Raw genomic sequence first — 26,626 nt, 5'->3', positions numbered from 1 at the left:
AAGACCTTTGGTTACTTTGCGTCGTTTGGCAAAGTAACTCGCCCGAGGGGGCGAAACAAAATCTTCCAGCACACGCCGAAGCGGCGCAGAAACACCTAAACCCAGAAACGGCGGATAACGCCTTAGGCGTTATGCGCCCTACGAAAGCAGGAGCATCGCGGACGGAGAGGGGGAGTTCGCAGTGCTCAGACCAACGGAAGGCTAAAGCAGAACATCGTCCCGCAGGGCTCGACATTCTCCGCCCAGATATCCCCGCGATGGCGGCCGATGATGTTGTTGCACAACGCCAGCCCGATCCCGTTGCCGCTGACCTTGGAACTAAAAAAGCCGTCGAACAGCTTCTCCCGCGCGCCAGCGTCGATGCCCCGGCCACGGTCTTCCACGCAGAACCGGGCCTTGCCGTCGTCGATGCGGGTATGCAGGCGCAGTACGCGGCGCTCGGCCGGCAGGTCGGCCATCTCCTCGATGGCGTTGAACGCCAGGTTCAGGATCACCTGGCCGACCAGCACCTTCTCGCAGCTCACCCGCAGCGGCTCGGCGCTCGGCTCCACCTCCAGGCGAACCCCGGCATCCTGTGCCTTGAGGCTGATGAAGTAGCGGGTCTCGTGCAGCAGGTCGTTGAGGTCGACCACCTGTTCCGCCTGCTCCAGCTTCACCACGTACTCGCGCACGCTCTTGATGATCAGCGAGGCGTGCTCGATCTGCCGCACCGCGCTGTCCAGGCCCCAGGCCACCGAGGGGTCGATTTCGCCTTTCTGCGCGAGGCGGATGCTGGTGCCTTCGATGAAGTTGCGCGTCGCCGCCAGCGGCTGGCTCAGCTCGTGGGCGATGGCCACGGCCATCTCGCCCATGGCGTTGTAGCGCGCCAGGTATTCCAGCTTGCGCTCGCTCTGCCGGCGCGACTCCTCGGCGCGCACCTGCTCGGTCACGTCGCGGAACAGCAGCAGGTGGCCTTCCAGGTCGTCCTCGATCTCGATGTAGCGGCAGGTCGCATGGTGCCAGCGCCATTCGCCGTCGCGCCGCTGCAGGTGGTAGTAGACGCTGTACGGCGCGCGGTCGGGCGGGTTCAGCGCCAGGCGCGGGGCCAGGCGCTCGCGGGAGGGTTCGTCGCACCAGGCGAGGAAGTTCTCGCCCGGCAGGCTGTGTTCATCACCCTCCAGCAGGCGCGCCGCCGATTCGCTGAGGAAGCGGATATCGCCGGTGGGGCCGAGCACCACCACGCCCTCGGCGAGGTCCTGCATGAAGGCGTGCAGGCGGCTCTCGGTGCGCTTGAGGTCGCGCTTGACCTGCTCTTCGCGGGAGATGTCGCGGAACTGCACCATCAGCACGTCGCGCTCGGCCAGGTGCACCAGGGTGGCGACCGCCTCGGCGAGGATTTCCTCGCCCTGCTTGGAGCGATAGCACCACTCGATGGCGCGCTGGCCGGTGCGCGCCGCGCCTTCCAGCCAGCGCAGGCCGACCGAGCGGCGGTACTGCGGCGCGTGCTTGGTCATGTCCGGCGCCTTCAGCGGGATCAGCTCCTCCAGGGTGAAACCCAGCACCGTCAGGGCGGCGCGGTTGGCCCAGAGGATCTCCTTGGTCTGCGCATCGTGCAGGAGGATGCACAGCGGCAGGGCTTCGATCAGTTGCTGGAAGTCTTTCTCGGCGGGCTGCATGGAATGGCTCTCGCGGTGTACCCGCCCGTTATACCCGAGTGGGCCTCCGGCGACGCCTGGAATTTACCAGCGCGGGGCTAGGGGAAACCTTTAGTGGCCGGGCTGCACGCCCCAATAGAGGGGCTTTGGCCGGGCTCCCTACACTGGCCCCAATCGCCGCACCAGCGGTCTGGCCCGAACAAAAAATAACAACGGAGATGACGCCCATGCTGAGCCCAGCCGTCGCCGCACCAGAAGCGCCCCGCGAAGCCGTCGTGGACTTCGAGCAGGTACTCGACGAGGTGCGTCTGCGCCGCCAGGAATTCGACCTGCGCAGCCACGTTCCGCGCGACATGATCGAGCGCTTCAAGGATGTCGGCATCTATCGCGCGGCCACCCCGAAATGCTTCGGTGGCACCGCCATGGCGCCGGCCGATTTCCTCCGCCTGATCGAGCGCATCTCGGAAGCCGACGGCTCCGCCGGCTGGGTCGCCAGCTTCGGCAGCGCCAGCACCTACCTCGCCGCGCTGCCCAGGGAAAGCCAGGCCGAGCTGTACGCCAAGGGCCCGGACCTGGTGTTCGCCGGCGGCCTGTTCCCGCTGCAGCCGGCCGAGCAGGTGGAAGGCGGCTGGAAGGTCACCGGCACCTGGAAATTCGCCAGCGGCTGCAAGGGCGCCGACGTGCTCGGCGTCGGCATCGGCGCCGCCGGCCCCGGCGGGCGCCCGCGCACCGCGCTGCTGCCGGCCAGCCAGGTGGAAATCGTCGAGAACTGGGATGTGGTCGGCCTCAAGGGCACCGGCAGCCATGACCTGCGTCTGGACGGCGCCTTCGTCGAGGACCGCTGGACCTTCATCCGCGGCGGCGAAGCGACCATCGACGAACCTCTGTATCGCTACCCGACCATCGCCTACGCCGCCCAGGTGCTCGCCGTGGTCAACCTCGGCCTGGGCCGCGCCGCGCTCGACGAAGTGACCCGCATGGCCTCCGGCGGCGGCATCACCGGCGCGCCGAAACTGGCCGATCGCGCCTACGTGCGCCTCGAAGTGGGCAAGGCGGAAGCCGACCTGCGCGGCGCCCGCAGCTTCTTCTACGACGCCACCGAGGAAGTCTGGGCATCGATCCTCGCCGGCAACCCGGTCACCCCCGAGCAGGTCAGCCTGCTGCGCCTGGCTGCCGTACATGTGTCCCGCGCCGGCGCCGCCGCCGTGCAGCGCGCCTACGGCCTGGCCGGCACCTCGGCGATCTACCTGGGCAACCCGCTGCAGCGCTACCTGCGCGACGCCATGGTGGTCACCCAGCACGCCTTCCTCAGCGACGGCATGTACGACGGCGCCGGCGCGGTGTTCCTCGGCGTGCCGCCGATCCCCGGTTACCTGTAATCGCCCACGACAAGATCAAGGATTTTCAGCATGACCCAAGCCACCCAGGAACCCTTGCGCGTACTGTTCTGCATCGGCATCACGCAGAACTTCTTCGACCTCCCCACCGGCGAAGGCCTCGCCGTGTGGAAGGGCTTCAGCCAGATGATGGGCTCGCTCGGCGCGCTGCCCGGCGTGACCGTGCTCGGCGCGCTGGATGACGACCGCCTGATGGTCGGCGCTTCCACCACCTCGCCGTGGACCGTCTACATCATGGCCGACGTCGACTGCCACCAGACCGTGATCGACGCCTGCAACCTGTTCCGCACCACCCCGGTGAACGAATACAGCCTGTGGAAGTACGCCAAGGTCGAGGCCCGCATCGGCCGTCCGCTGACCATTCCCGAAGCCGCGCGGACCTGAACCATGGGCGATCTGGCGAACCTGCAACGCCGCCTGGCTGTGCTCGAAGCCGAGAGCCAGGTGCGCCGCCTGATGGCGCGCTACATGGACCTCTGCGATGTGCCGCGCAGCCCCCGTGCCAGTGAGGCCGAGCTGGCCGCGCTGTTCAGCGAGGATGCCGTCTGGGAAGGCGTCGGCCGCGAGACCGCGCAGACCTTCGGCAGCCACCAGGGCCGCGCGGACGTGGCGGCCTTTGTCGCTGCCTACCTGCCGCCGTCGCCGCACTTCGCGCTGAACCTGCACTTCCTCACCAGCGAAGCGATTCGCGTGGACGGCGAGGGTGCGCGCGGGCAGTGGCTGATGCAGCAGATTTCGACCTACGAAGGCGGCCGCAGCGAACTGTTCGGCACGCGCCTCGACATCGATTTCCGCTGCATCGACGGCACCTGGCTGATCAGCCATTTCCGCACCCAGCGCCTGTACCAGCAGCCGCTCGGCGCCACCCGCGAGGAGCAACCCGCATGAGTGTATTCGTCAGCGAATTCCAGCTTGGCGGCGACGGCCTGCGCGTCGCGGTCAAGGACACCCTCGACATCGCCGGCCACCCGACCCGTTGCGGCAGCCGCGCGCTGGCCGACGCCGCGCCGGCCGAACGCAATGCCGAGGTGGTCGACGCCGTGCTGGCTGCCGGCTGGCGCATCGTCGGCAAGACCAACCTGCACGAGCTGGCCTTCGGCGTCACCGGCATCAACGACTGGACCGGTACTCCGGGCAACCCGCAGGCGCCGGAACGTGTGCCGGGCGGTTCGTCCAGCGGTTCGGCGGTCGCCGTCGCCGCCGGGCTTGCCAATATCGCCCTGGGCACCGACACCGGTGGCTCGGTGCGCGTACCGGCGGCCTGCTGCGGGGTCGCCGGCCTGAAGCCGACCTACGGCCGCGTCAGCCGCGCTGGCGTGCATCCCGCTGCCAGCAGCCTGGACTGCGTCGGCCCGTTCGCGGCGAGCATGGAACAGCTGATCGCCGCGATGCAGGTGATCTGCCCGGGCTTCGGCGCCGTCGTCGCCCCCGAGGCCGGCGCCCGCGTGGCGCTGCTGGAGGTGGCCGCCGAGCCGAACCTGCTGTCGCGCATCGGCGTCGCCGCCGACCGCGCCGGCTGGCGCCGCGACAGCCTGCGCCTGGAGGGCTTCGACGAAGCCTTCGCCGCCGGCCTGACGGTGATCAATCACGAAAACTGGGCGGCCCTCGGCAGCCTGACCGGCAAGGGCCTGCTGGGCGCCGACATCGAACAGCGCCTGCTGGCCGCCAGCCTCACCGATGCGCTGGCACTGGCCGAGGCGGAGGCCGTGCGCCAGCGCTTCAGCCGGGCGGTGGACTCGGCCCTGGAGGACTACGACGTGCTGCTGCTGCCGACCCTGCCGGGCCTGCCGCCGCTGCTGCGCGAAGCCCGCGCCGGCGGCCGGATGATCGCCGGCCTGACCTCCCTGGTACGGCCTTTCAACCTCAGCGGTCATCCGGCGCTGACGGTGCCGGTGGAACTGGAAAGCGGCGGGCTGAAGATCGGCCTGCAGATCGTCGGCCGCAAGGGCGCCGACGAACGTGTCTGCGCCTTTGGCGCGCAACTGGAACAAGCACTGGCCGCCGAGCGGCCGGCCAACAAGAAAACGGCTTGAGGAGAAGCGCATGAACCTTATCGCCACCTCGCGCAGCACCGACGAACTGGTCCGGGGCGACCGCGTCGATGTTTCGCTGTACACCGACCCGGCGCTGTTCGAGGTCGAGATGGACAAGATCTTCTACCGCACCTGGGTGTGGGTCGCCCACGAGAGCGAAGTCCGCAACCCCGGCGACTTCAAGACCGCCACCATCGGCCGCCGCCCGGTGATCGTGGTGCACGACAAGAAGGGCAGCATCAACGTGCTGGAAAATCGCTGCCGCCACCGCGGCGCCACCGTGTGCGAGAAGCACAAGGGCAACGCCACCGGCTTCACCTGCCCGTACCACAGCTGGTCCTACGGCCTGGACGGCAAGCTGCGCGCGCTGCCGTACCCGGACGGTTACGAGGACATCCTCGACAAGTCCGAGCTGCCGCTGACCAGCCTGCGCGTGGGCAGCTACGCCGGCATGATCTTCGCCACCTACAACGACGAAGCCGAGCCGCTGGAAGACTTCCTCGGCGGGGCGAAGCACTGGATGGACCTGTTCATGAAGCAGGGCGCCGGCTACCCGATCAAGACCCAGGGCGAACACAAGTTCACCTTCAAGGGCAACTGGAAGATCCAGCTGGAAAACACCACCGACGGCTACCACTTCCCCATCGTGCACAAGTCGTTCATGTCCTCGGTGGACGAGGAAACCGAGGAAATGCTCTCGTTCATGACCGACCCGCAGGCGGTGACCCACGCCCTGGGCAACGGCCACAGCGTGATGGTGATGGTGCCCGAACACGTCGACCTCGACCACGACGACGGCACCGAGCAGCTCCAGGAGCGCTTCGCCCACGTCACCGAGGAACTGTCCAAGACCATGGAACCGGCACAGGTGCGCCGCATCGTCCGCTCGCTGCACGGCGCCGGCTTCAACCTCAACCTGTTCCCCAACGTCGCCATGTCGATGTCGTTCTTCCGCGTGCTGCGGCCGATCTCGGTGACCGAGACGGAAATCCGCCACGTGGCGCTGGGCATGGACGGCGGGCCCGAAATCGCCAACCGCGAGCGGATGCGCATCCACGAGCACTTCCAGGGCCCGTTCGGCTTCGGCAGCCCGGATGATGCCGAAGCCTGGGACCGCGTGCAGCGCGGCGCGCAGGCCAGCCCGAAGGCACCGATCCTGGTCAACCGCGGCCTGAACCGCGAAGTGATTGCCGAGAACGGCGACAAGGTCTCCCACGCCACCGACGAGGGCGGCATGCGCGAGGCGTACCAGATGTGGAAAAGGATGATGAGCCAATGAGCACTCTCGACACCCTGAACGGTCTGTCCGGCCCGCTGGCCCAGGCCATCGAATTCATCTGGCGCGAGGCCGAGCTGCTGGACCGCAAGGCCTATGCCGAGTGGACGTCGCTGTGGAGCGAGGAGGGCATCTACGTGGTGCCGATCGACCCGGACACCACCGACTTCGCCGCCAGCCTCAACTACGCCTACGACGACGCGCGCATGCGTGGCCTGCGCATCGAGCGCCTGACCTCCGGCCATTCGCCGTCGGCGGCGGACGCGGCGAAGACCGTGCGCAGCGTCTCGCGCTTCCGCCTGGTGGAAGCCGCCGGTGACGTGGTGGAAGTGAACTCCGCGCAGATCCTCTACGCCTACAAGCGCGGCGTGCACACCCCGTTCGTGGCCGACCTGACCCACCGCATCCGCTTCAGCAACGGCGTCGCCCGCCTGGAGCAGAAGGTGGTGCGCCTGATCAACTCCACCGATGCGCTCGCCGCGCTCGGCTTCCTGCTGTAAGGAGCGTCGCATGTCCCGAGTCGCACTGATTACCGGCGCGTCGCGCGGCCTGGGCGAGTGCATCGCCCGCCGCCTGCACGCCGCCGGCTACCGCGTGGCGCTGGCCGATGTGCGGCTCGACGCCGTGCAGCGCAACGCCGACCTGCTCGACCCGTCCGGTGCCACGGCCGTGGCCGTCGAACTGGACGTGCGCGAGAAGGCCGACTTCCAGCGCGCCCGCGACCTGCTCGCGGAACGCTGGGGCGGCTGCGACATCCTGGTGAACAACGCCGGGGTGTCGAAGGTCGCGCCGCTGATGGAGATCACCCCGGAAGAGTTCGACGCCTCGATGGCGGTCAACCTGCGCGGCACCTTCGTGGCGTCCCAGGTGTTCGGCGCGCACTTCGCCGAGCGCGGCTTCGGCCGGATCGTCAACATCGCCTCGCTGGCCGGGCAGAACGGCGGCACCGCCACCGGCGCGCATTACGCGGCGGCCAAGGGCGGCGTGGCGACCCTGACCAAGGTCTTCGCCCGCGAACTGGCCGGGCGTGGCGTGACGGTCAACAGCATCTCCCCGGGCCCGCTGGACCTGCCGGTGGTGCGCGAGACCGTGGCGCCGGAGCGGCTGGAGCAGATCCTGCAGATGATCCCGGTGGGCAGCCTCGGCTCGCCCGAGTACATCGCCGATACCGTGCTGCTGCTGGTGTCCGATAACGCGGCTTCGGTGACCGGGGCGTGCTGGGACATCAATGGTGGTCTGTTCATGCGTTGAGGATGTGGGGTGAGGGCAAAAGCCTCGCTCCGTTACCAACCGACGAACCCGTTCACTCTCCACAGGGGCCGGGTAGGGACCACAGAGCCCGCACCAAAGCCTTGCAAGGTAACGCCATGATGAAGGTAAGAATCGAAAGCATCGTCGACGAAGCCCTGGATATCCGGTCCTTCCGCCTCGTGCGCAGTGACGGCCAGCCGTTCGACATTTATGAGCCGGGCGCCCATGTCGACGTCACCGGTCCCACCGGGGTGACCCGCCAGTATTCGCTGTGCAGCCCGCCGGACGACCGCGTCGCCTACCTGGTGGCGGTGAAGAAGGAAGCCGCCTCGCGCGGCGGCTCCAGCGCGCTGCACGAGCAAGTCAGGGAAGGCATGGAGCTGGAGATGGGCGCGCCGCGCAACCTGTTCCGCATCGCCCCGGAGGCGAGCGAGCACGTGCTGTTCGCCGCCGGCATCGGCGTTACGCCGCTGCTGTCCATGGCCTACAAGCTCAACGCCAGCGGCCAGCCGTACCGCCTGCACTATTTTGCCCGCTCACCGGAGCACGCGGCCTTCGCCGGCCTGCTGGAGAGCGAGGCCTTCGCCGGCAAGGTGGAGTTCCACTACGGCGTCGAACCGGCGGACCTGGATGGCGAGCTGTCCGCCTGCGTGGAGCGCGCCAGCACGGCCGCTCACGTCTACACCTGCGGCCCGGCGCCGTTCATGAACAAGGTGGTGGAAGTCGCTTCGCGCACGCGCCCGGCGGACAACATCCACCTGGAACACTTCCAGGCGGACCCGGCGGCGAACTCCGCGCCGGCCGGTTCGTTCGAGGTGGAGCTGGCGAGCTCCGGCGTGGTACTGCAGGTGCCGGCGGACGCCAGCCTGGTCGACGTGCTGCAGGCCCACGGCTGCGACATCGACACCGAATGCCGCGAGGGCATCTGCGGGACCTGCATCGTCGAGGTGCTCGACGGCGAGCCGGAGCATCGCGACAACTGCCTGTCGACCAAGGAGAAGGCCGCCAACAAGCAGATCTGCGCCTGCGTCTCGCGGGCCCGGAGTGCGCGGTTGGTGTTGGATCTGTGATGCCCGAGTGAGCCGTGTAGCGGCGGCACGGCTCTCGTAGGACCTTGTCCGCGAAATCCAATGCGGCCGACTCGGAGTTCCATGTGAACGCTGGCGTCATGCGCTCGCGTAGGAGCGGACTTCGTCCGCGATGCTCTTGCTCTTCGTAGGGCGAATAACGCCTAAGGCGTTATCCGCCGAATCGAGGGTGGGTGTTTCTGCGCCGCTTTGGCTTGTGCTGAGAGATTTTGTTTCGCCCCCTCGGGCGAGTCCCTTTTGTCAAACGACACAAAAGGAACCAAAAGGTCTTGCCCCATCATCCGGCCCCGGCTTCGCCGGGGTTCCCTCGCTCCATCGAATTTTCAGGGGCCCGCGTCGACGGGCCATCCATGGCCCAACGACGCTCTCGCGGCATCCATGCCGCTCAACCCCTGAAACTCCGATTCCACTCGGCCTCCTGAAGGGGCGCTCGGAGTGCGCGGATATTTTTCTGGAAGTCTTCAAGAGCCAGAGCCGAAGCTGCGCTCCTCCGTAGGAGCGGACCTTGTCCGCGAAATCCATCTGCGAAATCCATGCTGACAGGAAGACGCCTGGGTTTGTCGCCGACCTGTAGGGCCGAGGGGGACGCCCAGTCCTTGCTCGCGAACCAAGGCTGATCGCGGACGGAGTCCGCTCCTACAAGAGCCACATGTGTTCGTAGGAGCGGACTCCGTCCGCGATGCTCCAGCGCTTCGCAGGGCGTGCGGAACGTCGGTGGGAACTCACTCCCGCTCCATCCCCGCCCAGTCCGTCCCCCGCACCAGCACGTCGCTCAGCGCCTGCGCCGCGCTGGAGAGCTTGTGCTCCGCCAGGCAGAACAACCCGATGCGCCGCTCGATGCGCGGCTCGTGCAGCGCCACGCAGCGCGCGCCCAGCTCTTCCATCTGCTGCCGGCACAGCCGTGGCACGGCGCTGACGCCAAGCCCCTCGGCTACCATCCGCCCTACCGTCACCAACTGGTGGCTCTCGAACGCCACCGGCAAGCGGCCGTGCCGCGCCGCCAGGCGGTCTTCCAGCAGAAGACGCACGGCGGACGGGCGTTGCAGGGTGATGAAGTTGTCTTCCAGCAATTGATCCCAGGTGACCTTGCTGCACTGCGCGAGCGGCGAATCCGCCGGCACCACGGCGACGAAACGGTCGGTGTAGAAGGGCGTGAACGCCAGGCCGTCGAAGCTGTCCGGCTCCAGGGCGATGCCCAGCTCCACCCGGCGGTTGCGCACCATCTCCAGCACCTGCTCGTTGATCACGTCGTGCACTGCCACGTTCACCTTCGGATAGCGGTCGCGGAAGGTGCGCAGCACGGCGGGCAGCAGGTTGCCGGCGAAGGAGGGCATGGCGGCGATGGAGACCTTGCCTAGCTGCAGGGTGAAGTGCTGGCGCATCAGCTCTTCGGCGTTGTCCCAGTCCGCCAGCAAGCTGCGGGCCACCGGCAGCAATGTCTCGCCCTCCGGCGTCAGCGCCACGCTGCGGGTGGTGCGCACCAGCAACTGGCCGCCGAGGGATTCCTCCAGGCTCTTGATCGCCAGGCTCAGCGCCGGCTGCGACAGGTGCAGGCGCTCGCAGGCCTGGGCGAAGCTGAGGGTCTGGGCCACGGCGAGAAAGGCGCGAAGCTGCTTGACGGTCATTGATAAGAAAACCGGATTAATCAATTGGAAAAACAAACTTAACAAATCAGTTGAGAGCGGTGAAGCTGCAACCGCTCTCTGACCAATGAGTCGGAAATTCCAAATACAAGAGGCAGCAGCAACATGGCAGGACTCGACAAGCGTGTAGGCAGTTACGAGGAAGCCCTGGCCGGGCTCACCGACGACATGACGGTAGTGGCTGGCGGCTTCGGCATCTGCGGCATCCCGGAAAACCTCATCGCGCAGATCCGCAGGATGGGCGTGAAGGGCCTGACCGTGGTCTCCAACAACTGCGGTATCGACGGCTTCGGCCTGGGCGTGCTGCTGGAAGACCGGCAGATCCGCAAGATGATTGCCTCCTACGTCGGCGAGAACGCCCTGTTCGAGCAGCAGCTGCTGTCCGGTGAACTGGAGGTCGAACTGACCCCGCAGGGCACCCTGGCGGAAAAACTCCGCGCGGGCGGCGCCGGCATCCCGGCCTTCTTCACCGCCACCGGCTACGGCACCCCGGTCGCCGACGGCAAGGAAGTGCGCGAGTTCGAAGGCCGCCACTACGTGATGGAGCGCGCCATCACCGGCGACTTCGCCATCGTCAAGGGCTGGAAAGCCGACCACTACGGCAACGTCATCTACCGCCACACCGCGCAGAACTTCAATCCGGTGGTCGCCACCGCGGGCCGCATCACCGTGGTCGAGGTGGAGGAGATCGTCGAGCCGGGCGAACTGGACCCCACCCAGATCCACACCCCCGGCATCTACGTCGACCGCATCATCCAAGGCACCTTCGAGAAGCGCATCGAGAAGCGCACCGTTCGTTCCTGAGCCCACCGGACAAGAGAGACAAGAACATGGCACTGACCCGCGAACAAATGGCTCAGCGCGTGGCGCGCGAGCTGCAGGACGGCTTCTACGTGAACCTGGGCATCGGCATCCCGACCCTGGTTGCCAACTACGTGCCCGAGGGCATGGAAGTGATGCTGCAATCGGAGAACGGCCTGCTCGGCATGGGCGCGTTCCCCACCGAGGACGAAGTCGACGCCGACATGATCAACGCCGGCAAGCAGACCGTCACCGCCGTGAAAGGCGCGTCGATCTTCTCCTCCGCCGAATCCTTCGCGATGATCCGTGGCGGCCACGTCGACCTCACCGTGCTCGGTGCCTTCGAAGTGGACGTGCAGGGCAACATCGCCTCCTGGATGATCCCCGGCAAGCTGGTGAAGGGCATGGGCGGCGCCATGGACCTGGTGGCCGGCGCGGACAACATCATCGTCACCATGACCCACGCCTCCAAGGACGGCGAGTCCAAGCTGCTGGAGCGTTGCTCGCTGCCGTTGACGGGCGCCGGCTGCATCCGCAAAGTGCTGACCGACCTGGCCTACCTCGAGATCGAGGACGGTGCCTTCATCCTGCGCGAAACCGCGCCGGGCGTGAGCGTCGCCGAGATCGCCGAGAAAACCGCCGGCCGCCTGATCGTTCCGGACGATGTCAAGGAAATGACTTTCTGATTCCCTGTACAGGAACGCACCATGCCCGCCAATCGCGCGCATGGCGCGCTCCTACAGGAAAAGCCTGCTTCGGAGTATCCAGATGCAAGACGTAGTGATTGTTGCCGCCACCCGTACCGCCATCGGCGCCTTCCAGGGCAGCCTGGCGAACATCCCCGCCCATGAACTGGGCAGCCTGGTCATCCGCTCGCTGCTCGAACGCAGCGGCGTGAAGCCCGAGCAGATCGACGAAGTCATCCTCGGCCAGGTGCTCACCGCCGGCGCCGGCCAGAACCCCGCACGCCAGGCCGCCATCGGCGCCGGCCTGCCGGTGGAAGTGCCGTCGATGACCATCAACAAGCTCTGCGGCTCGGGCCTGAAATCGCTGTTCCTCGGCGTCCAGGCCATCCGTTGCGGCGACGCCAGCGCGGTGATCGCCGGCGGCCAGGAGAGCATGAGCCTGGCGCCCTACGTGCTGCCCAAGGCCCGTACCGGCCTGCGCATGGGCCACGCCGAGCTGCAGGACACCCTGCTGCGCGACGGCCTGATCGATGCCTTCAACGACTATCACATGGGCATCACCGCCGAGAACCTGGCGGAGAAGTTCGGCATCAGCCGCGAGGCGCAGGACGCCTTCTCCGCGCAGTCGCAGCTCAAGGCCGCCTCGGCAATCGAGGCCGGGCGCTTCAAGGACGAGATCACCCCGGTGCTGATTCCCCAGCGCAAGGGCGAGCCGCTGTCCTTCGACACCGACGAGCAGCCGCGCGCCGGCACCACCGCCGAGTCCCTGGCCAAGCTCAAGCCGGCCTTCAAGAAGGACGGCACCGTCACCGCCGGCAACGCCTCCACCCTCAACGACGGCGCCGCCGCCGTGCTGCTGATGAGCGCCGACAAGGCCCGCGAACTGGGCCTGCCGGTCCTGGCGCGCATCCAGGCCTACGCCAGCAGTGGCGTCGACCCGTCGATCATGGGCATCGCCCCGGTCACCGCCACCCGTCGCTGCCTGGAGAAGGCCGGCTGGTCGCTGGACGAGGTCGAGCTGATCGAAGCCAACGAAGCCTTCGCCGCCCAGGCCCTGTCGGTCGGCAAGGAGCTGGGTTGGAACGCCGAGAAGGTCAACGTCAACGGCGGCGCCGTCGCCCTCGGTCACCCCATCGGTGCCTCGGGCTGCCGCGTACTGGTGACCCTGCTCCACGAAATGCTCCGCCGCGATGCCAAGAAAGGTCTGGCGACCCTCTGCATCGGCGGTGGCCAGGGCGTCGCCCTGGCGTTGGTCCGCGACTGACCAGGACGCGTTATTGGCGAGTACCGGGCCGTCCCCTGCATCGGCCCGGTCAGCGTGATGGGCGGTGGGCACACCGACAGACGGCATCACGCTGATCCGGCCCAGGCGATGTTCCCCGGCATTCGCCAAGGCCCTTGCGTCACCGCCCGGCCCGATTGGGTCGGGCGGCTTCTCTTGGAAGACCGGTTACACCTGCAGCATCTGCCATCGGTCCTGCCGTAGCCACGCACTCGGCGCCGGTGACAGCACGCCCGGATGTCGCAAGACATCCGGGTTTTTTATTGGACGATTGTGCACTTCCGTCCCTGCGAGACCGTCCGGCGTGCAGGAGCGATGGTCCTTGACCGGTCCGCCCGCGCTATCCTCGACCGCTAAACGCTCGCCTGCCTTGAGATGCGGGGTTGATCTAGGTTGGCTGCGGCGAGCCTGTGGTGGAGGGCGACCTGCCGGCGGCGCGGGATTCAGGTCAGGGGGCCGCGCGGCGATTCCCGATAGGTTTGAACGGGCGCCGCTGCCTATGGGTCATCCGTTATGGTCTCATCCACACGTCCGGGTCACCCCGTGCGTCGCCAGCATCCTGCTGGAAGGCGGCGCGGTGGTGGCGGAGAACATCCTTTGGACCTTGAGCGCCGGGAACTGCTCTACACCCTGGGCCGGTTACGACGGCTGGCGAGCTTCGCCCGGTGGAGTGCGCGGCAAGGCGTGCAAGGGCCTGATGGCAGAGGAGGTGCAGCATGGAACGATTCACCGGTGGTTGCCTGTGCGGCAACGTCCGTCTCGTGGCGTCAGGGCGTCCCTATCGGGTTGGCCTGTGCCACTGTCTCGACTGTCGAAAGCATCACGGCGCGCTGTTCCATGCGTCGGCGATATTCCCCCGGGAGGCGGTGGACATCGAAGGCGAAACCCGCGACTACGCCGGGCGGCATTTCTGTCCGCGCTGCGGGTCGTCGGTGTTCGGGCGCAGCGGCGATGAAGTGGAAGTGAGCCTGGGGGCGCTGGATGCCCCTGACCAGTTCCGGCCGACCTATGAGCTCTGGACTATTCGCCGCGAGGCCTGGCTGCCGCCATTTCCCCTGTCGCGGCACTACGAGCGGGACCGCGACACCTCGGAGCGCTCCGAGGAGTAGTCAGTCCGACTCGTCATCCGCCTGCCTGTTCAGGTGGAAGCGGCAGACCTCTCCGCCCCGGTGCATGCATTCGAGGTGTTCGACGGGATGCCCGCCCAGGGTGCCGATCAGTGCCAGGTCCAGCTCGCAGACTTCGGGGTGGAGGTCGGCCAGGTGATGGAACACGCAGTTGTGCGCGACGATTTCCAGCTCTCCCGAGCTGCGGGCGATGATCCGCGCTTCGTAGCCCGTTTCGTTCAGGTGCTCGGCGATGCGCGGCTCCGCCACCGGCTCGGGCTCCAGTTCAGCGGCCAGGCGCGTGCCGAGGTTGCGCATCATCCTGAGCAGGGCGTCATGCCCGATGAGTTGCGCGACCTCGCCGATCAGCAGGTCGGCGAGCAGTTGGTACTGCCGGGGAAACAGCTCCCGCCCGTGTGCGCTGAGCAGATACAGCTGCTCCGGACGGCGCCCGGTCGGGCGGGTGGGGCCGCGCACCACCAGGTCGTCGCGCTCCAGCGCCGCCAGGTGCTGGCGCACGGCGGTGCGGGTCACCGCCAGTTGTTCGGCCAACTCATCGATGCTCATGCCGCCCGCCCGGTAGAGCAGGGCGGCGAGCAGGTCCTGCTGGGTGCGGCCCATGCCCTGAAGCATTCGGCCTATGCCTTGAAGCATTCGCTTACCTCGCTCAGAACTTGTCCGGGAACTGCTTGACCAGCGCACCGTTCAGCGCGTCGGCGAGCATCAGGATGTGATGTCGCATGGCGTCCCAGGTCCTGGCTTCGCCGGCGTAGTCGTGGGCGCCGAACTGGTCGATCTGGGCGATGTGCTGGGCGCCATGGGTGCTGAGCATGGCTACCAGGTCCTTTTCGGGCAAGTTGGGGTTGGCCGAGGAAAGGAACTTGGCGATGGCGCCGGCATTGCTGGTGAGGTCGGCGATGGCGGCTTTGCGCCCGGCGGCGTCCTTGGCGACGCTGGCGTCACTGTAGTGCTTCACGGCCGTCCAGTGGCCGGCCAGCAGTTTGAGCAACTGGTCGGCGGCGGGCTGGCCGTAGAGCGGCGCGATGGCGTTGGCGATGGTCGTGGCGTTGGCCACCACCTGCTCGGCGGCGACCTTGGCCTGGGCCTTGTCGCCGTTCTGGTTGGCTTGCACGTAGTCGCGAATCCAGAAGATGTGCTCCCCCCACAGGTCGCGCAGGGCCAGGCGGTTGTCCTGCGCGGCAGTGGATGTCGCGGCCATCCCGGAGTGGGTGGCGGTTGCTGCGAAGGTCGGGGCGCAGAGCAGGGTGACGAGGGCGAAGAGTATCGATGAGCCGATTTTCATGACGGTAGCCTCTGAGGGTCGGTGATACTGCAAAATCAATTTAGGCATATAAAAATGCCGTAATTGATTTATCCGATGAGAGGTTATCTCCATGACGAAAGGAGGCTGCGTCGAGGTGGACGGGCTGCGACGGAAAATAGGTGCGGGAAAGGCTCGGTGTCCGCTTGGGTTGTGGACTCGACCGGCCGAGAGCCGCAATCGGCCGGAAGCAAAAAAGGAACAGCAACGGATGCAAAGTCATCGGGCTGGCGAGCCGCCGCCAGCCCGATGACGATGCACTGCCTCACCAGTTGTGCGTATAGCTGGCAGTCAGCACGGTACCCGGGGCGGGCAGGTGACTGGTGTTGTTGTTATTGCGCAGCAGTTGGCTGTACAGCGGGTAGTAGTCGCGATTGAACAGGTTCTGTATTCCGAGGCTCAGCTGGTCATCGGGAGTGACCCGGTACTGGCTGATCAGATCCACCGTCGTGTAGGTGTCCACCTCATGGCGACCAAAGCTCTCCACGCCATCAAGCCGATAGTCCTTGGAGTCGAAGAAGGTGGCCTGCAGACGGTTGTTCCAGTCCGAGGTCGGCTGGTACTGGACGTAGGCGGTCAGCTTCAGCGGCGGAACGCGGTAGCCCGTCATGTCCTGCCAGTCCTTGCCATCCGGCTTTTCACGTCCGCGCATCCAGGTGGCGCTGCCGCCTGCGCCCCACACCTCGTCGTCCGTCAGCCAGTCCGCGCTGGCTTCGGCACCGTAGATGCGCTCCTGGGTGCGGGTGAGAATCAGGCCATTGTTGAAGCTCTGCACGTCGCCCAGCTTGGAGGTGGTGTAGAACAGCGCCAGGGTGCCCAGCGTGTTGCTGCCAATGGCGCCGCGCCAGCCGAGCTCGTAGTTGTTGGTCTTGACCGGTTCCAGGTTCGAGGAGTCGATGTCGAAACCTCGGCGGGCATTGCGCAACTGAATGCCCACATCCGGAAGCTGGAAGCCCTGGCTGAAGGAGGCATAGATTTCCTGGCCGGCCACCGGCGAATAGACGATGCCGAGGTTCGACAGCACCGCGTCGTAGTTGATGTCGCCCCCTTTGACGGCCACGGGGGCGGCGGCCTTGGACTCGGACAACGGGACGAAGTCATCGAACTGGGCGGTGGAGTATTCGTAGCGTAGGCCGCCATCAACGGACCAGTGCTCGTCGAAGCGATGCTGCAACTGTGCGAATGCGCCGGCGCTGCGGGTCTTGAGCGGCGGCATGTAGGTGAGTTTGCCGGTCTTGTCGAAGACCAGGCCGCCACTGGCGTCATAGGCCGCCGGGTCGAACACGTCGAGCGGCATGTCGCTGCGCTCCTGGTTGTAGTCGCCGCCCCACACCAGTTCGGTATTGCCGCTTTCACCCAGCGGAGTGCGCAGGGTCAGACGGCTGCCGAAGACTTCGCTGTTCTGCATCACCTGGTCCACGTTGCCGCCGCGGGTTGCAACCGCGCGGGCATCGAACGGGGTGAAGCGGGTGAAGTAGTCCCGGTAGTACATCTGCGCCGAGAGCCGACTGCCGAGAATGTCGAGGTTCTCGTACTCCAGGTTCACCAGCGTGTTGCGGATGCGGTTCTGCTCATCGAGTTCCAGGCCCTTGATGGCGTTGGCGGGAACTGAGCCTGCCGGCAGTTTGGCGACACTGGGGTCCGTGGCGTAGTCCGTGTCCTGGCGGGCGTCGTAATGGCTGACCGCGAGCTGCACACGCTGGTCTTCGTCGATGTGCAGTCCGAGCTTGCCGCCGATGTTATAGATGTTCGAGTCGAACAGGTCACCCTGGCTCGGCTCCGGCGCAATGCGGTCGCCGTGGGCATCATAGGAGGCACCGATATGGCGGGTGCCGAAATCGAACGAGTAATCCACCGCGCCCTGGGAGCCCGCGAAGTACTGCTGGAACTGCCCGCCCAGCCCATCTTTGCCCAGACGGGTAAGCGGGGAAGTGGCGCTGAGGCTGGTTTCTGCACGATTCTCGCCACCGGCGGGACGCGTGGTGATGGAGATGATGCCGCCAGTGGCGCCGCTGCCGTAAATGGCGCTGCTGCCGCGTATGACTTCGACCCGCTCGATCAGCGCCGGATCGATGTTGGCCAGGTTGCGTGAGGAGTCGCGGTTGGTGTTGAGCGGGACGCCATCGACCATGACCAGCATGCTGCGCCCGCGCAGGGTCTGCCCGTATTCGGTGACGGTGCGGCTGGAATCGGACATGCCCGGAACCGCCTTGGCCAGCACGGTGGCCAGGCTTTCCGAGCCCTGACGCAGTTCCTCAAGCTGGGCATGCTCAATGACGGTGGACTGCCGCGTCGCAGAGACCAGGTCGCTGCTGGTACGTGAGGCGGTGATTTCCATCTGCTCCATTTCCAGGGGTTCGCTCCGGGGCGACGGAGAGGCCGCCGATGTCTCCTGGGCCTGGCTGGATGGGACGATGATGAAGGTATGCGAGTCCTTGGCCTGCACGTGCAGGCCACTGTCCCTGAGCAGTTGCTGAAGTGCTTCCTCCGGTGTGAAACGACCCTTTACCGCAGGTGCCTGCCGGCCCGCGCCCAGATCGCCTGCGAAGATGATCTGTACCGAGGACTGATGCGCAAGAGCGTTGATGGCCTGGCCAAGCGGGGCGGCAGGCAGATCCACGTCCACCTTTTCCTGGCCTTGGGCCGACATCGCGGTAAGCAGGCCGCTGGCGAGCAATGACAGGCGCAGGTGGCGACTCCGGAGGGAAAAATGCACTTCTCGTTTTCCTTTGCAGGTTGGCTATTCCTGGATAGCCGCCGTGGGAGTCGAGAAACCCTACCTGCGTTTGAGAATTATTTTCTTATGGACTTGCCTTGGATCTGAACGGCGCCGTCCCCTTGCCGCAGGACGACAACGGGCAGGATGCTCGGCAGCAGGTCGAGCAGCAGGTCGGCGTTATGCGCCTCGAAGACACCGGTTACTTTCAGGGAGGCCAGGCTCGGGTCGCTCATGAGAATGGGCGCCCGGCGATACTGGCGCAGCAGGGACACCGCTTCGCCCAGGGGCGTCTGCTCGAACACGATTCGATCATCTTTCCAGGCCATTGCAGTGGACGGGTCCACCTTGGCGACCAGCTTCAGTTGCCCGCGAATCGAATCGACCTGCTGCCCCGGCGTGAGGAAGACGGGCGATTGTGCTGCGTTTTCTCCGTCGACTTCGACACGTCCCCTGGCCAGGGTCACACGGACGTTGTCGTCATCCAGGCGACGAACATTGAACAGGGTTCCGAGCACCTGGACGCGCGTCGAGCCCGCGGACACCACGAAGGGGCGGTACAGGGCCGGGGACACATCGAAGAGCACCTGTCCCGAGTGCAGATCGACCTGGCGACTGCGCAGGTGCCAGCTGACATCGACATGGCTGCCACTGTCGAGCAGGAGCGTGCTGCCATCGTCCAGTACGACCGCACGCCGCTCGCCGATGGCGGTGCTGAAGCTCTCGCTCTTGTAGGCCGGGTTCAGCCAGGCCAGTGCCCCGGCGGCCACTGCGAGCAACAGGGCAGTACCGGCGGCCTTGTTCGATTTGCGAGGTTTCGGCTTGGGCGAGGGAAGCGGAAACAGCTTCTTCAGCTCTTCACGATGGCGTCCCAGCGCCTCATCCAGCGGGGCCTGCGAGGAGTTCTCCGAGGGCGACCGAGTCATGCGCGTACCTCGTTGCGGCCAAGCAATTCCCTGCAAGCCGTCAGCCCCAGGCGCAGATGCTTTTCCACGGTCTTGATGGAGATACCGAGGCGCTCGGCGACTTCTGCCTGGGGAATGTCGTGGATCTTGTGCATCACAAAGACTGCCTGGCAGCGGGGGGGAAGGCCTGCGATGGCATCGACGAGCAGCTGGAACTCCCGCTCGGCCTCGTATCGGCTGACCGGAGTTGCCGCCGTACAGGCCACGTCGGGGAGCTCGGGGACAGCTTGCACCCAGGTGGCTCGGCGGCGGTCGCTACGATAGCGGCTCACGGCAGTGTCGTGGGAGATTTTCCGCAACAAGGCAAGGGGCGTGTGGACATCCTCTTTCTCTCCGCGCTCCAGCAACTGCACGCAGACATCATGCACAACCTCGCGCGCCATGCCCTTGTCGCCGAAGCGCCGGCGAATGTGATCCACGAGCTCGTCGTAGTGACGAACCAATGTGGACAGCAGCGTAGGCTTGGCGGAATCGAACGACACAATGCACCCGGAAAAGGAGGCTGGCTCCGAAGAAAGTGGGCGATTGTAAATGAGAAACAGTTGCGATTTAAGTGCTGCCTATCTCCAAGCGATAGTCGAACATTCGCCCGGCCAGGCGACCAACCTTCGCTTCGGGTCTGAAGTTGCCGTCTGCTGGTAGTTGCACGATTGCGTTGGGACCGACTCCATGCACCGTGAACCGGGAAATCAATCCCTCCGACTTTCCGCAGGGCTTGCAGAAAGTCCTTGGCAAAGCCCGCCACTGGACTATAGTTAGCCATATGGCTAACTATGAAGCGGCAATCAGCGATGTTTTCCATGCGCTGGCGGACCCCACCCGCTGCGCCATCATCGGCGCGCTCGGTCTCGGCGCGCAGCCGGTGTCGACCCTGGCGGCGCCGTTCGACATGGCGCTGCCGTCCTTCATGAAGCACCTGACGGTGCTTGAACGCAGCGGACTCATCCGCAGCCACAAGCAAGGCCGGACCCGCACCTGCGAGCTGGTGCCGCAACGGCTCGTACAGGCCGAGCAGTGGATCGCCGAGCAGCGCGCCCTGTGGGAAGCGCGCTCGGACCGCATGGCCGAATTCGTCGAACAACTTCACCAAAAGGAGCAGGACCATGACCCGGAATGCTGAACGCGCCGACTCGCGCGACCTGATCATCACCCGCGTACTCAACGCCCCACGCAGCGCCCTGTGGCGTGCGTGGTCGGACCCCGCGCTGCTCAAGGAGTGGTGGTGCCCCAAGCCCTGGACCACCGAGGTTCTGGCCTTCGAGCTGAAGCCCGGCGGCGCCTTCCATACCCTGATGAAGGGGCCGGACGGCGGTGTCAGCGACAACCCCGGCAGTTTCCTTGAAGTCGTGCCCGGCGAGCGCCTGGTGTTCACCTCGATGCTCACCGAAGGTTGGCGGCCGAACACGCCCTGGATGGGTTTCACCGCGATCATCAGCATGACCGACGAAGGCAGCGGCTGCCGCTATACCGCCCACGTCATGCACCCCGACGACGCCTCACGGGAAAAGCATGAAGAGATGGGCTTCTTCGAGGGCTGGGGCACCGTCATCACCCAGCTCGAAGCTTTCGCCGCCACACTGGGTTGATCAGTTATTGCGCTGCTTTCACGTGCTGGAAGGCTACTCATGATTTGAAGTCAAAAGACTTTGCCGTGCCGGCGTCTTAATCGCACAAGGCGAAGCCGGCAGACTGGGCTCCATTGGAACCGATCAACCTTCCTGGAGCCCCAAACATGAGCATTCCTTCCTTCGGCCTCGGCACCTTCCGTCTGACTGGCCAAGCTGTCATCGACTCGGTACGCACCGCGCTTGAGCTGGGCTACCGCACCATCGACACCGCGCAGATCTACGGCAACGAGGCCGACATCGGCCAGGCCATTGCCGAGAGCGGCGTACCGCGCTCCGAGCTGTTCCTCACCACCAAGATCTGGGTGGAGAACTACGCCGCCGACAAACTGATCCCCAGCCTGCGCGACAGCCTCGCCAAGCTGCGCACCGATCACGTCGACCTGACCCTAATCCACTGGCCGGCGCCGGGCAATGGCGTCGAGCTGCCCGAATACATGGCCGCGCTGGCCGAGGCCAAGAAGCTGGGCCTGACCCGCCAGATCGGCATCTCCAACTTCAACATCGACCTGACCCGCCAGGCCATCGCCGCCGTGGGCGAGGGCGAGATCGCCACCAACCAGATCGAGCTCAGCCCCTACCTGCAGAACCCGGCGCTGACCGCCTTCCTGAAAGAGCAGGGCATCAAGGTCACCTCCTACATGACCCTGGCCTACGGCAAGGTGCTGAAGGACCCGCTGCTGGCCGAGATCGCCGCCAAGCACAACGCCACCGTCGCGCAGGTCGCCCTGGCCTGGGCGCTGCAGCTGGGTTATGCGGTGATCCCGTCCTCGACACGTCGCGAGAACCTCGCCAGCAATCTGCTCGCCCAGGAGCTGCGCCTGGATGCCGACGACATGGCGAAGATCGCCACGCTGGAACGCAACGGCCGTGAAGTCAGCCCGGAAGGCCTGGCTCCGATCTGGGATTGATCGCCATGTCCGCACCCCTTGATCGCCTGACCGCCGGCGGCTTCAGCGTCGGCCTCGAAGCCCCGCTGGACAATGACTGGACGCCCGCCGGCGAACGGGCACGGCAACAGGCCGGCCGCCGTCACGGCGAGCCGGACCTGGCGCAGCACGCGATGCTTGCCCAACTGGCCGACCGCCTCGGTTTCCGGGCCCTGTGGGTGCGCGACGTCCCGCTCTACGACCCGTCGTTCGGCGACGCCGCCCAGGTCTTCGAGGTGTTTTCCTACCTCGGCTACCTGGCCGGCGTGACCCGCGACATCCTGCTCGGCACTGCCGCCGTGGTGCTGCCGATCCGCGAGCCGCTGCTGACCCTGAAGTCGGCGGCGAGCGTGCAACGTCTGAGCGGCGACCGCCTGCTGCTCGGCGTGGCCAGCGGCGACCGGCCGGTGGAATACCCGCTGTTCGGCCGCGACTTCGAAGGCCGCGGCGGCAACTTCCGCGAGCAGATCGCACTGCTGCGTGATGCCGCGCGGTCGAGCCTGCCCGAAGGCATGGCCGTGCTGCCGGCGCCGGCTTCACCGCTGCCGCTGCTGGTGGCGGGGCTGGCGCAGCAGAGCCCGGACTGGATCGGTGCGAACCTGGACGGCTGCCTGGCCTATCCCGGTACGCCGGAGGACCACCAGCGCCGCGTCGCCAACTGGCGCGCGGTGGCCGGGGCCAAGCCTTATTCGAGTTTCATCCACCTGGACCTGGCCGAGCGCGCCGACGAGCCCCTGCGGCGCTGGCGCTTCGGTTTCCGTGGCGGCCGCGACGCGCTGGCCGCCGAACTGCGCGCGCTGCGTGCCGCCGGCGTCGACCACGTCGGCCTGCAACTGCGGCGCAACCTGCGGCCCCTCGACGAGACCCTGCACGAGATCGCCGAGTACGTGCTGCCCGAATTCCATGCCCAATCGACCACGGCGGTCGCGCCGCTGGAGGAGATTTGCAATGTCTGAGAATGCATCCCCGCTGTTCCAATCCCATGCCCTGGGCGGCCTCGAACTGCCCAACCGCATCGTCATGCCGCCGATGACCCGTTCCCGCGCCAGCCAGCCGGGCGACGTGCCCAACGAGCTGATGGCCGAGTACTACGCCCAGCGCGCCAGCGCCGGCCTGATCGTCAGCGAGGGCACCTGGATTTCCCCGCTGGGCAAGGGCTACGCCTGGACGCCGGGCATCCATTCGCCGGCCCAGGTTGCCGGTTGGCGCAAGGTCACCCAGGCGGTACACGCCGCCGGTGGGCGCATCTTCGCCCAGCTCTGGCATGTCGGCCGGCTGAGCCACATCAGCCTGCTCGACGGGCAGTCCCCGGTGTCCTCGTCGGCCCTGCAGGCCGAAGGCGTCAACGTCTTCGTCGCCGAGACCGACGGCACTCCCGGTTTCGTCCAGGCTTCTAAACCGCGCGCACTGAAGACCGAGGAAATCCAGGGCATCGTCGACGAATACCGCCAGGCCGCGCGCAATGCCATGGCTGCCGGTTTCGATGGCGTCGAGCTGCACGCCGCCAATGGCTACCTGGTCAACCAGTTCATCGACTCCAACGCCAACGACCGCACTGACCAGTACGGCGGCTCGCTGGAGAACCGCCTGCGCTTCCTCGGTGAAGTGGCCCGGGCGCTGATTGAAGGCACCGGCGACAAGAGCCGCGTCGGCATCCGCCTGGCGCCGCTGACCACCCTCAACGGTTGCGTCGACGCCGACCCGGAAACGACTTATCTGGCCGCCGCGCGCCTGCTGGGCGAGATCGGTGTGGGCTACATCCATATCGCCGAAGCCGACTGGGACGACGCCCCGCACATGCCGCTGGCATTCAAGCGGCGCCTGCGCGAAGTCTTCCCCGGCACCCTGATCTACGCCGGCAAGTACACCGCCGAACGCGCCAATGCAGCGTTGAACGAAGGCTGGGCGGACCTGATCGCCTTCGGCCGGCCCTTCGTCGCCAACCCCGACCTGCCCGAACGCCTGCGCCAGGGCGCGCCGCTCAATGCGCACCAGCGCGAAACCCTGTTCGGCGGCGGCGCCGTTGGCCTCACCGATTACCCCCGCCTGGCCGTCCAATGACCCGGGCCGTGTCACCGCCTCACGGGTTCTCCTGCGGGAACGCCAGCGGCGGCTGGTCCAGGTCGATGGCGCTCTGGGTGGTGCTGGCGACACGGGCCTTGAGCCATTCGCTGAAGGCCTTCACCACGGCCCGCTCGGCCTTCAGCGGGTCGGTCACCAGGAAGTAGCCGCGGTTGGACTGGATGGTGATGTCGAAAGGGCGCACCAGCAGGCCACGGCTCAGGGCGTCGCCGCTGAGCAGGTTGTCGCCGATGGCCACGCCCTGGCCGGCGATGCAGGCGGCGATGGTGCTGGTGGCGTCGGCGAACAGCACGCCGGAGGTGAACTCGATGTCCCGCGCGCCGACCGCGCCCAGCCACAGGCGCCAGTCGGCGAAGTCGTTCATGTGCAGCAGCGTCTGGCCGGCCAGGTCGCCCGGTGATTTCAGGCCGTTGCGGGCGTTGAGCAGCCGCGGGCTGCACACCGGGAAGAAGTGCAGGGCGACGATGGGCTCGACGATCTGGTTGGGCCAGTCGCCGGTGCCGTAGGCGATGAACAGGTCGGCCTCCGCCGCGCTGGTGTCCTGCGGTGTGCGGGGCGTGACCACGTGCAGTTGCACCTGCGGGTACTGCGCGAGGAAGTCGCCCAGGTGCTGGCACAGCCAGTAGGTGGCGAAGCCCGGATTGCAACTGATGCAGAGGCGGCCGATGACCTGCTTTTCGTCGAAGCTGCTGCCGGCCAGTTGTACCTCGGCGAGGATGCGCCGCACGTCGCGGGCGTAGCGCTCGCCCCGCCAGGTGAGGCGCACGCCGCGTCCGGTGCGCTCGGTCAGGGCGAAGCCCAGGCGCTCCTCCAGGGTCGCGATGCGGTGGCTGACTGCGCTGCGGGTGAGGTTCAGCTCCGTCGCGGCGGCGGACACGCTGCCCAGCCGGGCCACGGCATCCAGCGCGCGCAGGGCGGTCATCGAGGGAAAGTGCATGGGGTTTCCTGGTCGGCAATTGGTGAAACTATCTGGACAAACTAGCCAAATTGTTTCGCTTGTTGTGAATTCTGCTTCACCAATACTAGGCCACACGACAACCACAACAGGCAACGATGAGGAAGCCCGCCATGTCGAAGTTCAAGGCCTACGTCCAGCAATGGATCGACGAGCACCGCCAGCAGCTGTCCGACTGGCACCAGGTGATCTGGCATTTCGCCGAGCCGGCCTTCCGCGAGTACAAGTCCTGTGCCTGGTACGTGGAACTGCTGCGCAAGGAAGGCTTCACGGTGGAAGAGGGCAGCGGCGGCATGCCCACCGCCTTCGTCGCCACCTTCAGCAATGGCGAGGGCCCGGTGCTCGCCACCTATGCCGAGTACGATGCGGTGCCCGGCAACTGCCAGGCGGCGGCCACCCGGCAGATGCCGCGCGAGGGGCTGTCGAAGTACGCGCCGGGCCACACCGACCCGCACTCCGCGCTGGGCATGAGCGCTCTGGGCGGCGTGCTGGCGGCCAAGGCGGCGATGCTGGAATTCGGCGTCAAGGGCACCATCAAGTTCTTCGGCGAGCCGGCGGAAAAGCTCCGCGCCTCCAAGCCGGTGCATGCCGCCAAGGGCTACTACGACGACATCGACGCGGCCGTCAGCTTCCACCCCACCTACATGCTGCCGCTGAACAACACCACCACCTGGGACACTCACTGCGGCATTGCCTACTCGTACATCTACACCTTCACCTGCGAAGACCCGCAGAACTGGATCGCCGCCGACCGCTACAGCCCGATTCCGCAGAACCACCTGGCGGCTCGTGCTCCCGGCGCCAACGATGCGCTGGTGCACTTCTACACCCTGAACGAAAGCCTGCGCCGCTCGACGCTGCCGTTCACCGGCCTGTGGAGCTTCAACGAAGCCATCCTTACCGCAGGGCAGGCCACCGCCGACAACCTGCCGCCGCACATCTCGCAGATCCAGTACCTGCTGCGCTGCGACTCCATCGAGCAGGCCGAGACCATTTCCACGGTGATGGACAACAACGCCGCCGCAGCCGCCATGGCCACCGGCTGCAAGTGGAAGAAAACCTGGGTCTGCAAGTCCCGTGGCGGCCTGGCCAACCACGCGCTGGCCCAGGCCTGCTACGACAACCTGGCGCAGGTCGGTGCGCCGACCTGGGGCGAAGCGGCGATTGCAGTCGCCCGCGAGATCCAGAGCAACCTCGGCCTCGAACCGATGGAGGAACCCTTCCTGCCGGCCACCGAAGCCCTGATCGAGCCGCAGGAGTGCGAGCGTCAGCTGCGCCTGCAGATGCCGGCCTGGCAGAAGTACCTGACCTCCGACGACTACCCCGAGTACACCTGGCATTGCCCGACCGTGCGCCTCTACGTGGCGCGGCCGATGCTCAGCGCGCCGGCCGGCTACACCTACCCGGACTGGGTCGCCAACGCGCTGGGCGGCATCCGCGAGACCATCGACCCGATGATCGAGGTGGCGTCGAAGACCATCGGCAGCACCCTGATCGAGCTGTTCACCGAGCCCGACCTGCTGGCCGAGGCCACCCGCGAGTTCAACGAACGCACCGGCGGTGGCATCGGTGGCACGCAGTGGCAGGCACCGCTGCTGCCGAAGGACTTCCAGGTGCCGCACCGCTTCCGCTGGCCGGAATACATCCGCACGGTGCGGGGCGAGGAATGGTGGATTCCCGCGCGCGACGATGAGTGAGCGCAGCGTCTGATCGAACCGGCGCCAGGCCTTGAGCCTGGCGCTGGCGGGCGTTCGCCCCCACGAGCCGGCGCAATCCTTGGCCTCTGGCCCGACCAGCGGCCGCCTTCCCGGCCAGATGATTGATCCATGTCCATGA

26 protein-coding genes are annotated in these 26,626 nt (G+C 66.6%); 18 read left to right on the top strand and 8 right to left on the bottom strand.

Annotated elements, in window-relative coordinates:
• Positions 1-185 precede the first annotated feature (185 nt).
• Positions 186-1,655 (bottom strand): PAS domain S-box protein, encoded by a 1,470-nt coding sequence (locus J5M67_RS21610; RefSeq protein ID WP_207887367.1) that lies wholly within the window; start codon positions 1,653-1,655, stop codon positions 186-188.
• 206 nt (positions 1,656-1,861) lie between these two features.
• Between J5M67_RS21610 and J5M67_RS21605 the strand changes: the two genes are divergently transcribed.
• The 8 genes from J5M67_RS21605 (at position 1,862) to J5M67_RS21570 (ending at position 8,661) form a co-directional block, all read left to right on the top strand.
• Positions 1,862-3,013: an acyl-CoA dehydrogenase family protein gene (locus J5M67_RS21605; protein ID WP_207887366.1), complete on the top strand. Its 1,152-nt coding sequence runs from the start codon at positions 1,862-1,864 to the stop codon at positions 3,011-3,013.
• Positions 3,014-3,043: 30 nt separating this feature from the next.
• Complete coding sequence (locus J5M67_RS21600) at positions 3,044-3,415, top strand: hypothetical protein (protein WP_207887365.1); 372 nt, start codon at positions 3,044-3,046, stop codon at positions 3,413-3,415.
• A 3-nt stretch (positions 3,416-3,418) separates the two neighbouring features.
• A complete protein-coding gene (locus J5M67_RS21595) occupies positions 3,419-3,919 on the top strand; it encodes a nuclear transport factor 2 family protein (protein WP_207887364.1) in 501 nt (166 codons plus the stop codon).
• Positions 3,916-5,064, top strand: coding sequence for an amidase (locus J5M67_RS21590; RefSeq protein ID WP_207887363.1), 1,149 nt, complete (start codon positions 3,916-3,918; stop codon positions 5,062-5,064). The genes J5M67_RS21595 and J5M67_RS21590 overlap by 4 nt, the downstream gene beginning before the upstream one ends.
• Before the next feature lie 10 nt (positions 5,065-5,074).
• The gene (locus J5M67_RS21585; protein WP_207887362.1) at positions 5,075-6,343 is read left to right on the top strand and encodes an aromatic ring-hydroxylating dioxygenase subunit alpha; all 1,269 of its coding nucleotides are present in this window, start codon (positions 5,075-5,077) and stop codon (positions 6,341-6,343) included.
• Positions 6,340-6,840, top strand: coding sequence for an aromatic-ring-hydroxylating dioxygenase subunit beta (locus tag J5M67_RS21580; RefSeq protein WP_207887361.1), 501 nt, complete (start codon positions 6,340-6,342; stop codon positions 6,838-6,840). Before J5M67_RS21585 ends, J5M67_RS21580 begins: the two co-directional genes overlap by 4 nt.
• Before the next feature lie 10 nt (positions 6,841-6,850).
• Positions 6,851-7,591, top strand: coding sequence for an SDR family NAD(P)-dependent oxidoreductase (locus J5M67_RS21575; RefSeq protein WP_207887360.1), 741 nt, complete (start codon positions 6,851-6,853; stop codon positions 7,589-7,591).
• Between the two features lie 116 nt (positions 7,592-7,707).
• Complete coding sequence (locus J5M67_RS21570; protein ID WP_207887359.1) at positions 7,708-8,661, top strand: PDR/VanB family oxidoreductase; 954 nt, start codon at positions 7,708-7,710, stop codon at positions 8,659-8,661.
• Between the two features lie 740 nt (positions 8,662-9,401).
• Here the strand turns inward: J5M67_RS21570 and J5M67_RS21565 are convergent.
• A complete protein-coding gene (locus tag J5M67_RS21565) occupies positions 9,402-10,304 on the bottom strand; it encodes a LysR family transcriptional regulator (protein WP_207887358.1) in 903 nt (300 codons plus the stop codon).
• A 123-nt stretch (positions 10,305-10,427) separates the two neighbouring features.
• Here J5M67_RS21565 and J5M67_RS21560 point away from each other — a divergent pair, with 123 nt between their 5' ends.
• The 4 genes from J5M67_RS21560 to J5M67_RS21545 all read left to right on the top strand — a co-directional run bounded on the left by J5M67_RS21560 (position 10,428) and on the right by J5M67_RS21545 (position 14,200).
• The gene (locus tag J5M67_RS21560) at positions 10,428-11,126 is read left to right on the top strand and encodes a CoA transferase subunit A (protein ID WP_152223835.1); all 699 of its coding nucleotides are present in this window, start codon (positions 10,428-10,430) and stop codon (positions 11,124-11,126) included.
• 26 nt (positions 11,127-11,152) lie between these two features.
• On the top strand, positions 11,153-11,809 hold the full coding sequence (locus J5M67_RS21555) for a CoA transferase subunit B (protein ID WP_017520958.1): 657 nt from the start codon (positions 11,153-11,155) through the stop codon (positions 11,807-11,809).
• A gap of 82 nt (positions 11,810-11,891) precedes the next feature.
• On the top strand, positions 11,892-13,073 hold the full coding sequence (locus J5M67_RS21550; RefSeq protein ID WP_207887357.1) for an acetyl-CoA C-acetyltransferase: 1,182 nt from the start codon (positions 11,892-11,894) through the stop codon (positions 13,071-13,073).
• 734 nt (positions 13,074-13,807) lie between these two features.
• The gene (locus J5M67_RS21545) at positions 13,808-14,200 is read left to right on the top strand and encodes a GFA family protein (protein WP_207887356.1); all 393 of its coding nucleotides are present in this window, start codon (positions 13,808-13,810) and stop codon (positions 14,198-14,200) included.
• On the opposite strand, the gene J5M67_RS21540 is transcribed toward J5M67_RS21545, so the two are convergent.
• From J5M67_RS21540 to J5M67_RS21520, 5 genes are all read right to left on the bottom strand, one after another.
• On the bottom strand, positions 14,201-14,830 hold the full coding sequence (locus tag J5M67_RS21540) for a metalloregulator ArsR/SmtB family transcription factor (protein ID WP_207887355.1): 630 nt from the start codon (positions 14,828-14,830) through the stop codon (positions 14,201-14,203).
• A 34-nt stretch (positions 14,831-14,864) separates the two neighbouring features.
• Complete coding sequence (locus J5M67_RS21535; protein WP_243434806.1) at positions 14,865-15,416, bottom strand: hypothetical protein; 552 nt, start codon at positions 15,414-15,416, stop codon at positions 14,865-14,867.
• A 367-nt stretch (positions 15,417-15,783) separates the two neighbouring features.
• The gene (locus J5M67_RS21530; RefSeq protein WP_207887353.1) at positions 15,784-18,234 is read right to left on the bottom strand and encodes a TonB-dependent receptor; all 2,451 of its coding nucleotides are present in this window, start codon (positions 18,232-18,234) and stop codon (positions 15,784-15,786) included.
• Positions 18,235-18,311: 77 nt separating this feature from the next.
• The gene (locus J5M67_RS21525; RefSeq protein ID WP_207887352.1) at positions 18,312-19,160 is read right to left on the bottom strand and encodes a FecR family protein; all 849 of its coding nucleotides are present in this window, start codon (positions 19,158-19,160) and stop codon (positions 18,312-18,314) included.
• Positions 19,157-19,681, bottom strand: a complete 525-nt coding sequence (locus J5M67_RS21520; protein WP_207887351.1) for an RNA polymerase sigma factor — start codon at positions 19,679-19,681, stop codon at positions 19,157-19,159. The genes J5M67_RS21525 and J5M67_RS21520 overlap by 4 nt, the downstream gene beginning before the upstream one ends.
• 194 nt (positions 19,682-19,875) lie before the next feature.
• On the opposite strand from J5M67_RS21520, the gene J5M67_RS21515 reads away from it, so the two are divergent.
• From J5M67_RS21515 to J5M67_RS21495, 5 genes are all read left to right on the top strand, one after another.
• Positions 19,876-20,319 carry an ArsR/SmtB family transcription factor gene (locus J5M67_RS21515; protein WP_368735948.1) on the top strand — a complete coding sequence of 148 codons (444 nt, stop codon included), beginning with the start codon at positions 19,876-19,878 and terminating at the stop codon, positions 20,317-20,319.
• Positions 20,303-20,785: an SRPBCC family protein gene (locus J5M67_RS21510; protein WP_207887350.1), complete on the top strand. Its 483-nt coding sequence runs from the start codon at positions 20,303-20,305 to the stop codon at positions 20,783-20,785. The genes J5M67_RS21515 and J5M67_RS21510 overlap by 17 nt, the downstream gene beginning before the upstream one ends.
• A 146-nt stretch (positions 20,786-20,931) precedes the next feature.
• Entirely contained in the window at positions 20,932-21,735 is an 804-nt protein-coding gene (gene dkgB, locus J5M67_RS21505; protein ID WP_207887349.1) for a 2,5-didehydrogluconate reductase DkgB, read from the top strand.
• Between the two features lie 5 nt (positions 21,736-21,740).
• Entirely contained in the window at positions 21,741-22,709 is a 969-nt protein-coding gene (locus J5M67_RS21500; protein WP_207887348.1) for a TIGR03571 family LLM class oxidoreductase, read from the top strand.
• Positions 22,702-23,814 (top strand): alkene reductase, encoded by a 1,113-nt coding sequence (locus J5M67_RS21495; protein WP_207887347.1) that lies wholly within the window; start codon positions 22,702-22,704, stop codon positions 23,812-23,814. Before J5M67_RS21500 ends, J5M67_RS21495 begins: the two co-directional genes overlap by 8 nt.
• A gap of 19 nt (positions 23,815-23,833) precedes the next feature.
• Here J5M67_RS21495 and J5M67_RS21490 read toward each other — a convergent pair whose 3' ends face one another.
• Positions 23,834-24,772 (bottom strand): LysR substrate-binding domain-containing protein, encoded by a 939-nt coding sequence (locus J5M67_RS21490; protein WP_207887346.1) that lies wholly within the window; start codon positions 24,770-24,772, stop codon positions 23,834-23,836.
• 131 nt (positions 24,773-24,903) lie between these two features.
• Here J5M67_RS21490 and J5M67_RS21485 point away from each other — a divergent pair, with 131 nt between their 5' ends.
• Positions 24,904-26,487 (top strand): amidohydrolase, encoded by a 1,584-nt coding sequence (locus tag J5M67_RS21485; protein ID WP_207887345.1) that lies wholly within the window; start codon positions 24,904-24,906, stop codon positions 26,485-26,487.
• Positions 26,488-26,626: the final 139 nt, after the last annotated feature.

This window comes from Pseudomonas sp. 30_B (assembly GCF_017491605.1).
Lineage (GTDB): Bacteria > Pseudomonadota > Gammaproteobacteria > Pseudomonadales > Pseudomonadaceae > Pseudomonas.
The sequence above is the reverse complement of the archived record's forward strand: the minus strand, read 5'-3'. Positions and strand labels throughout refer to the sequence as shown.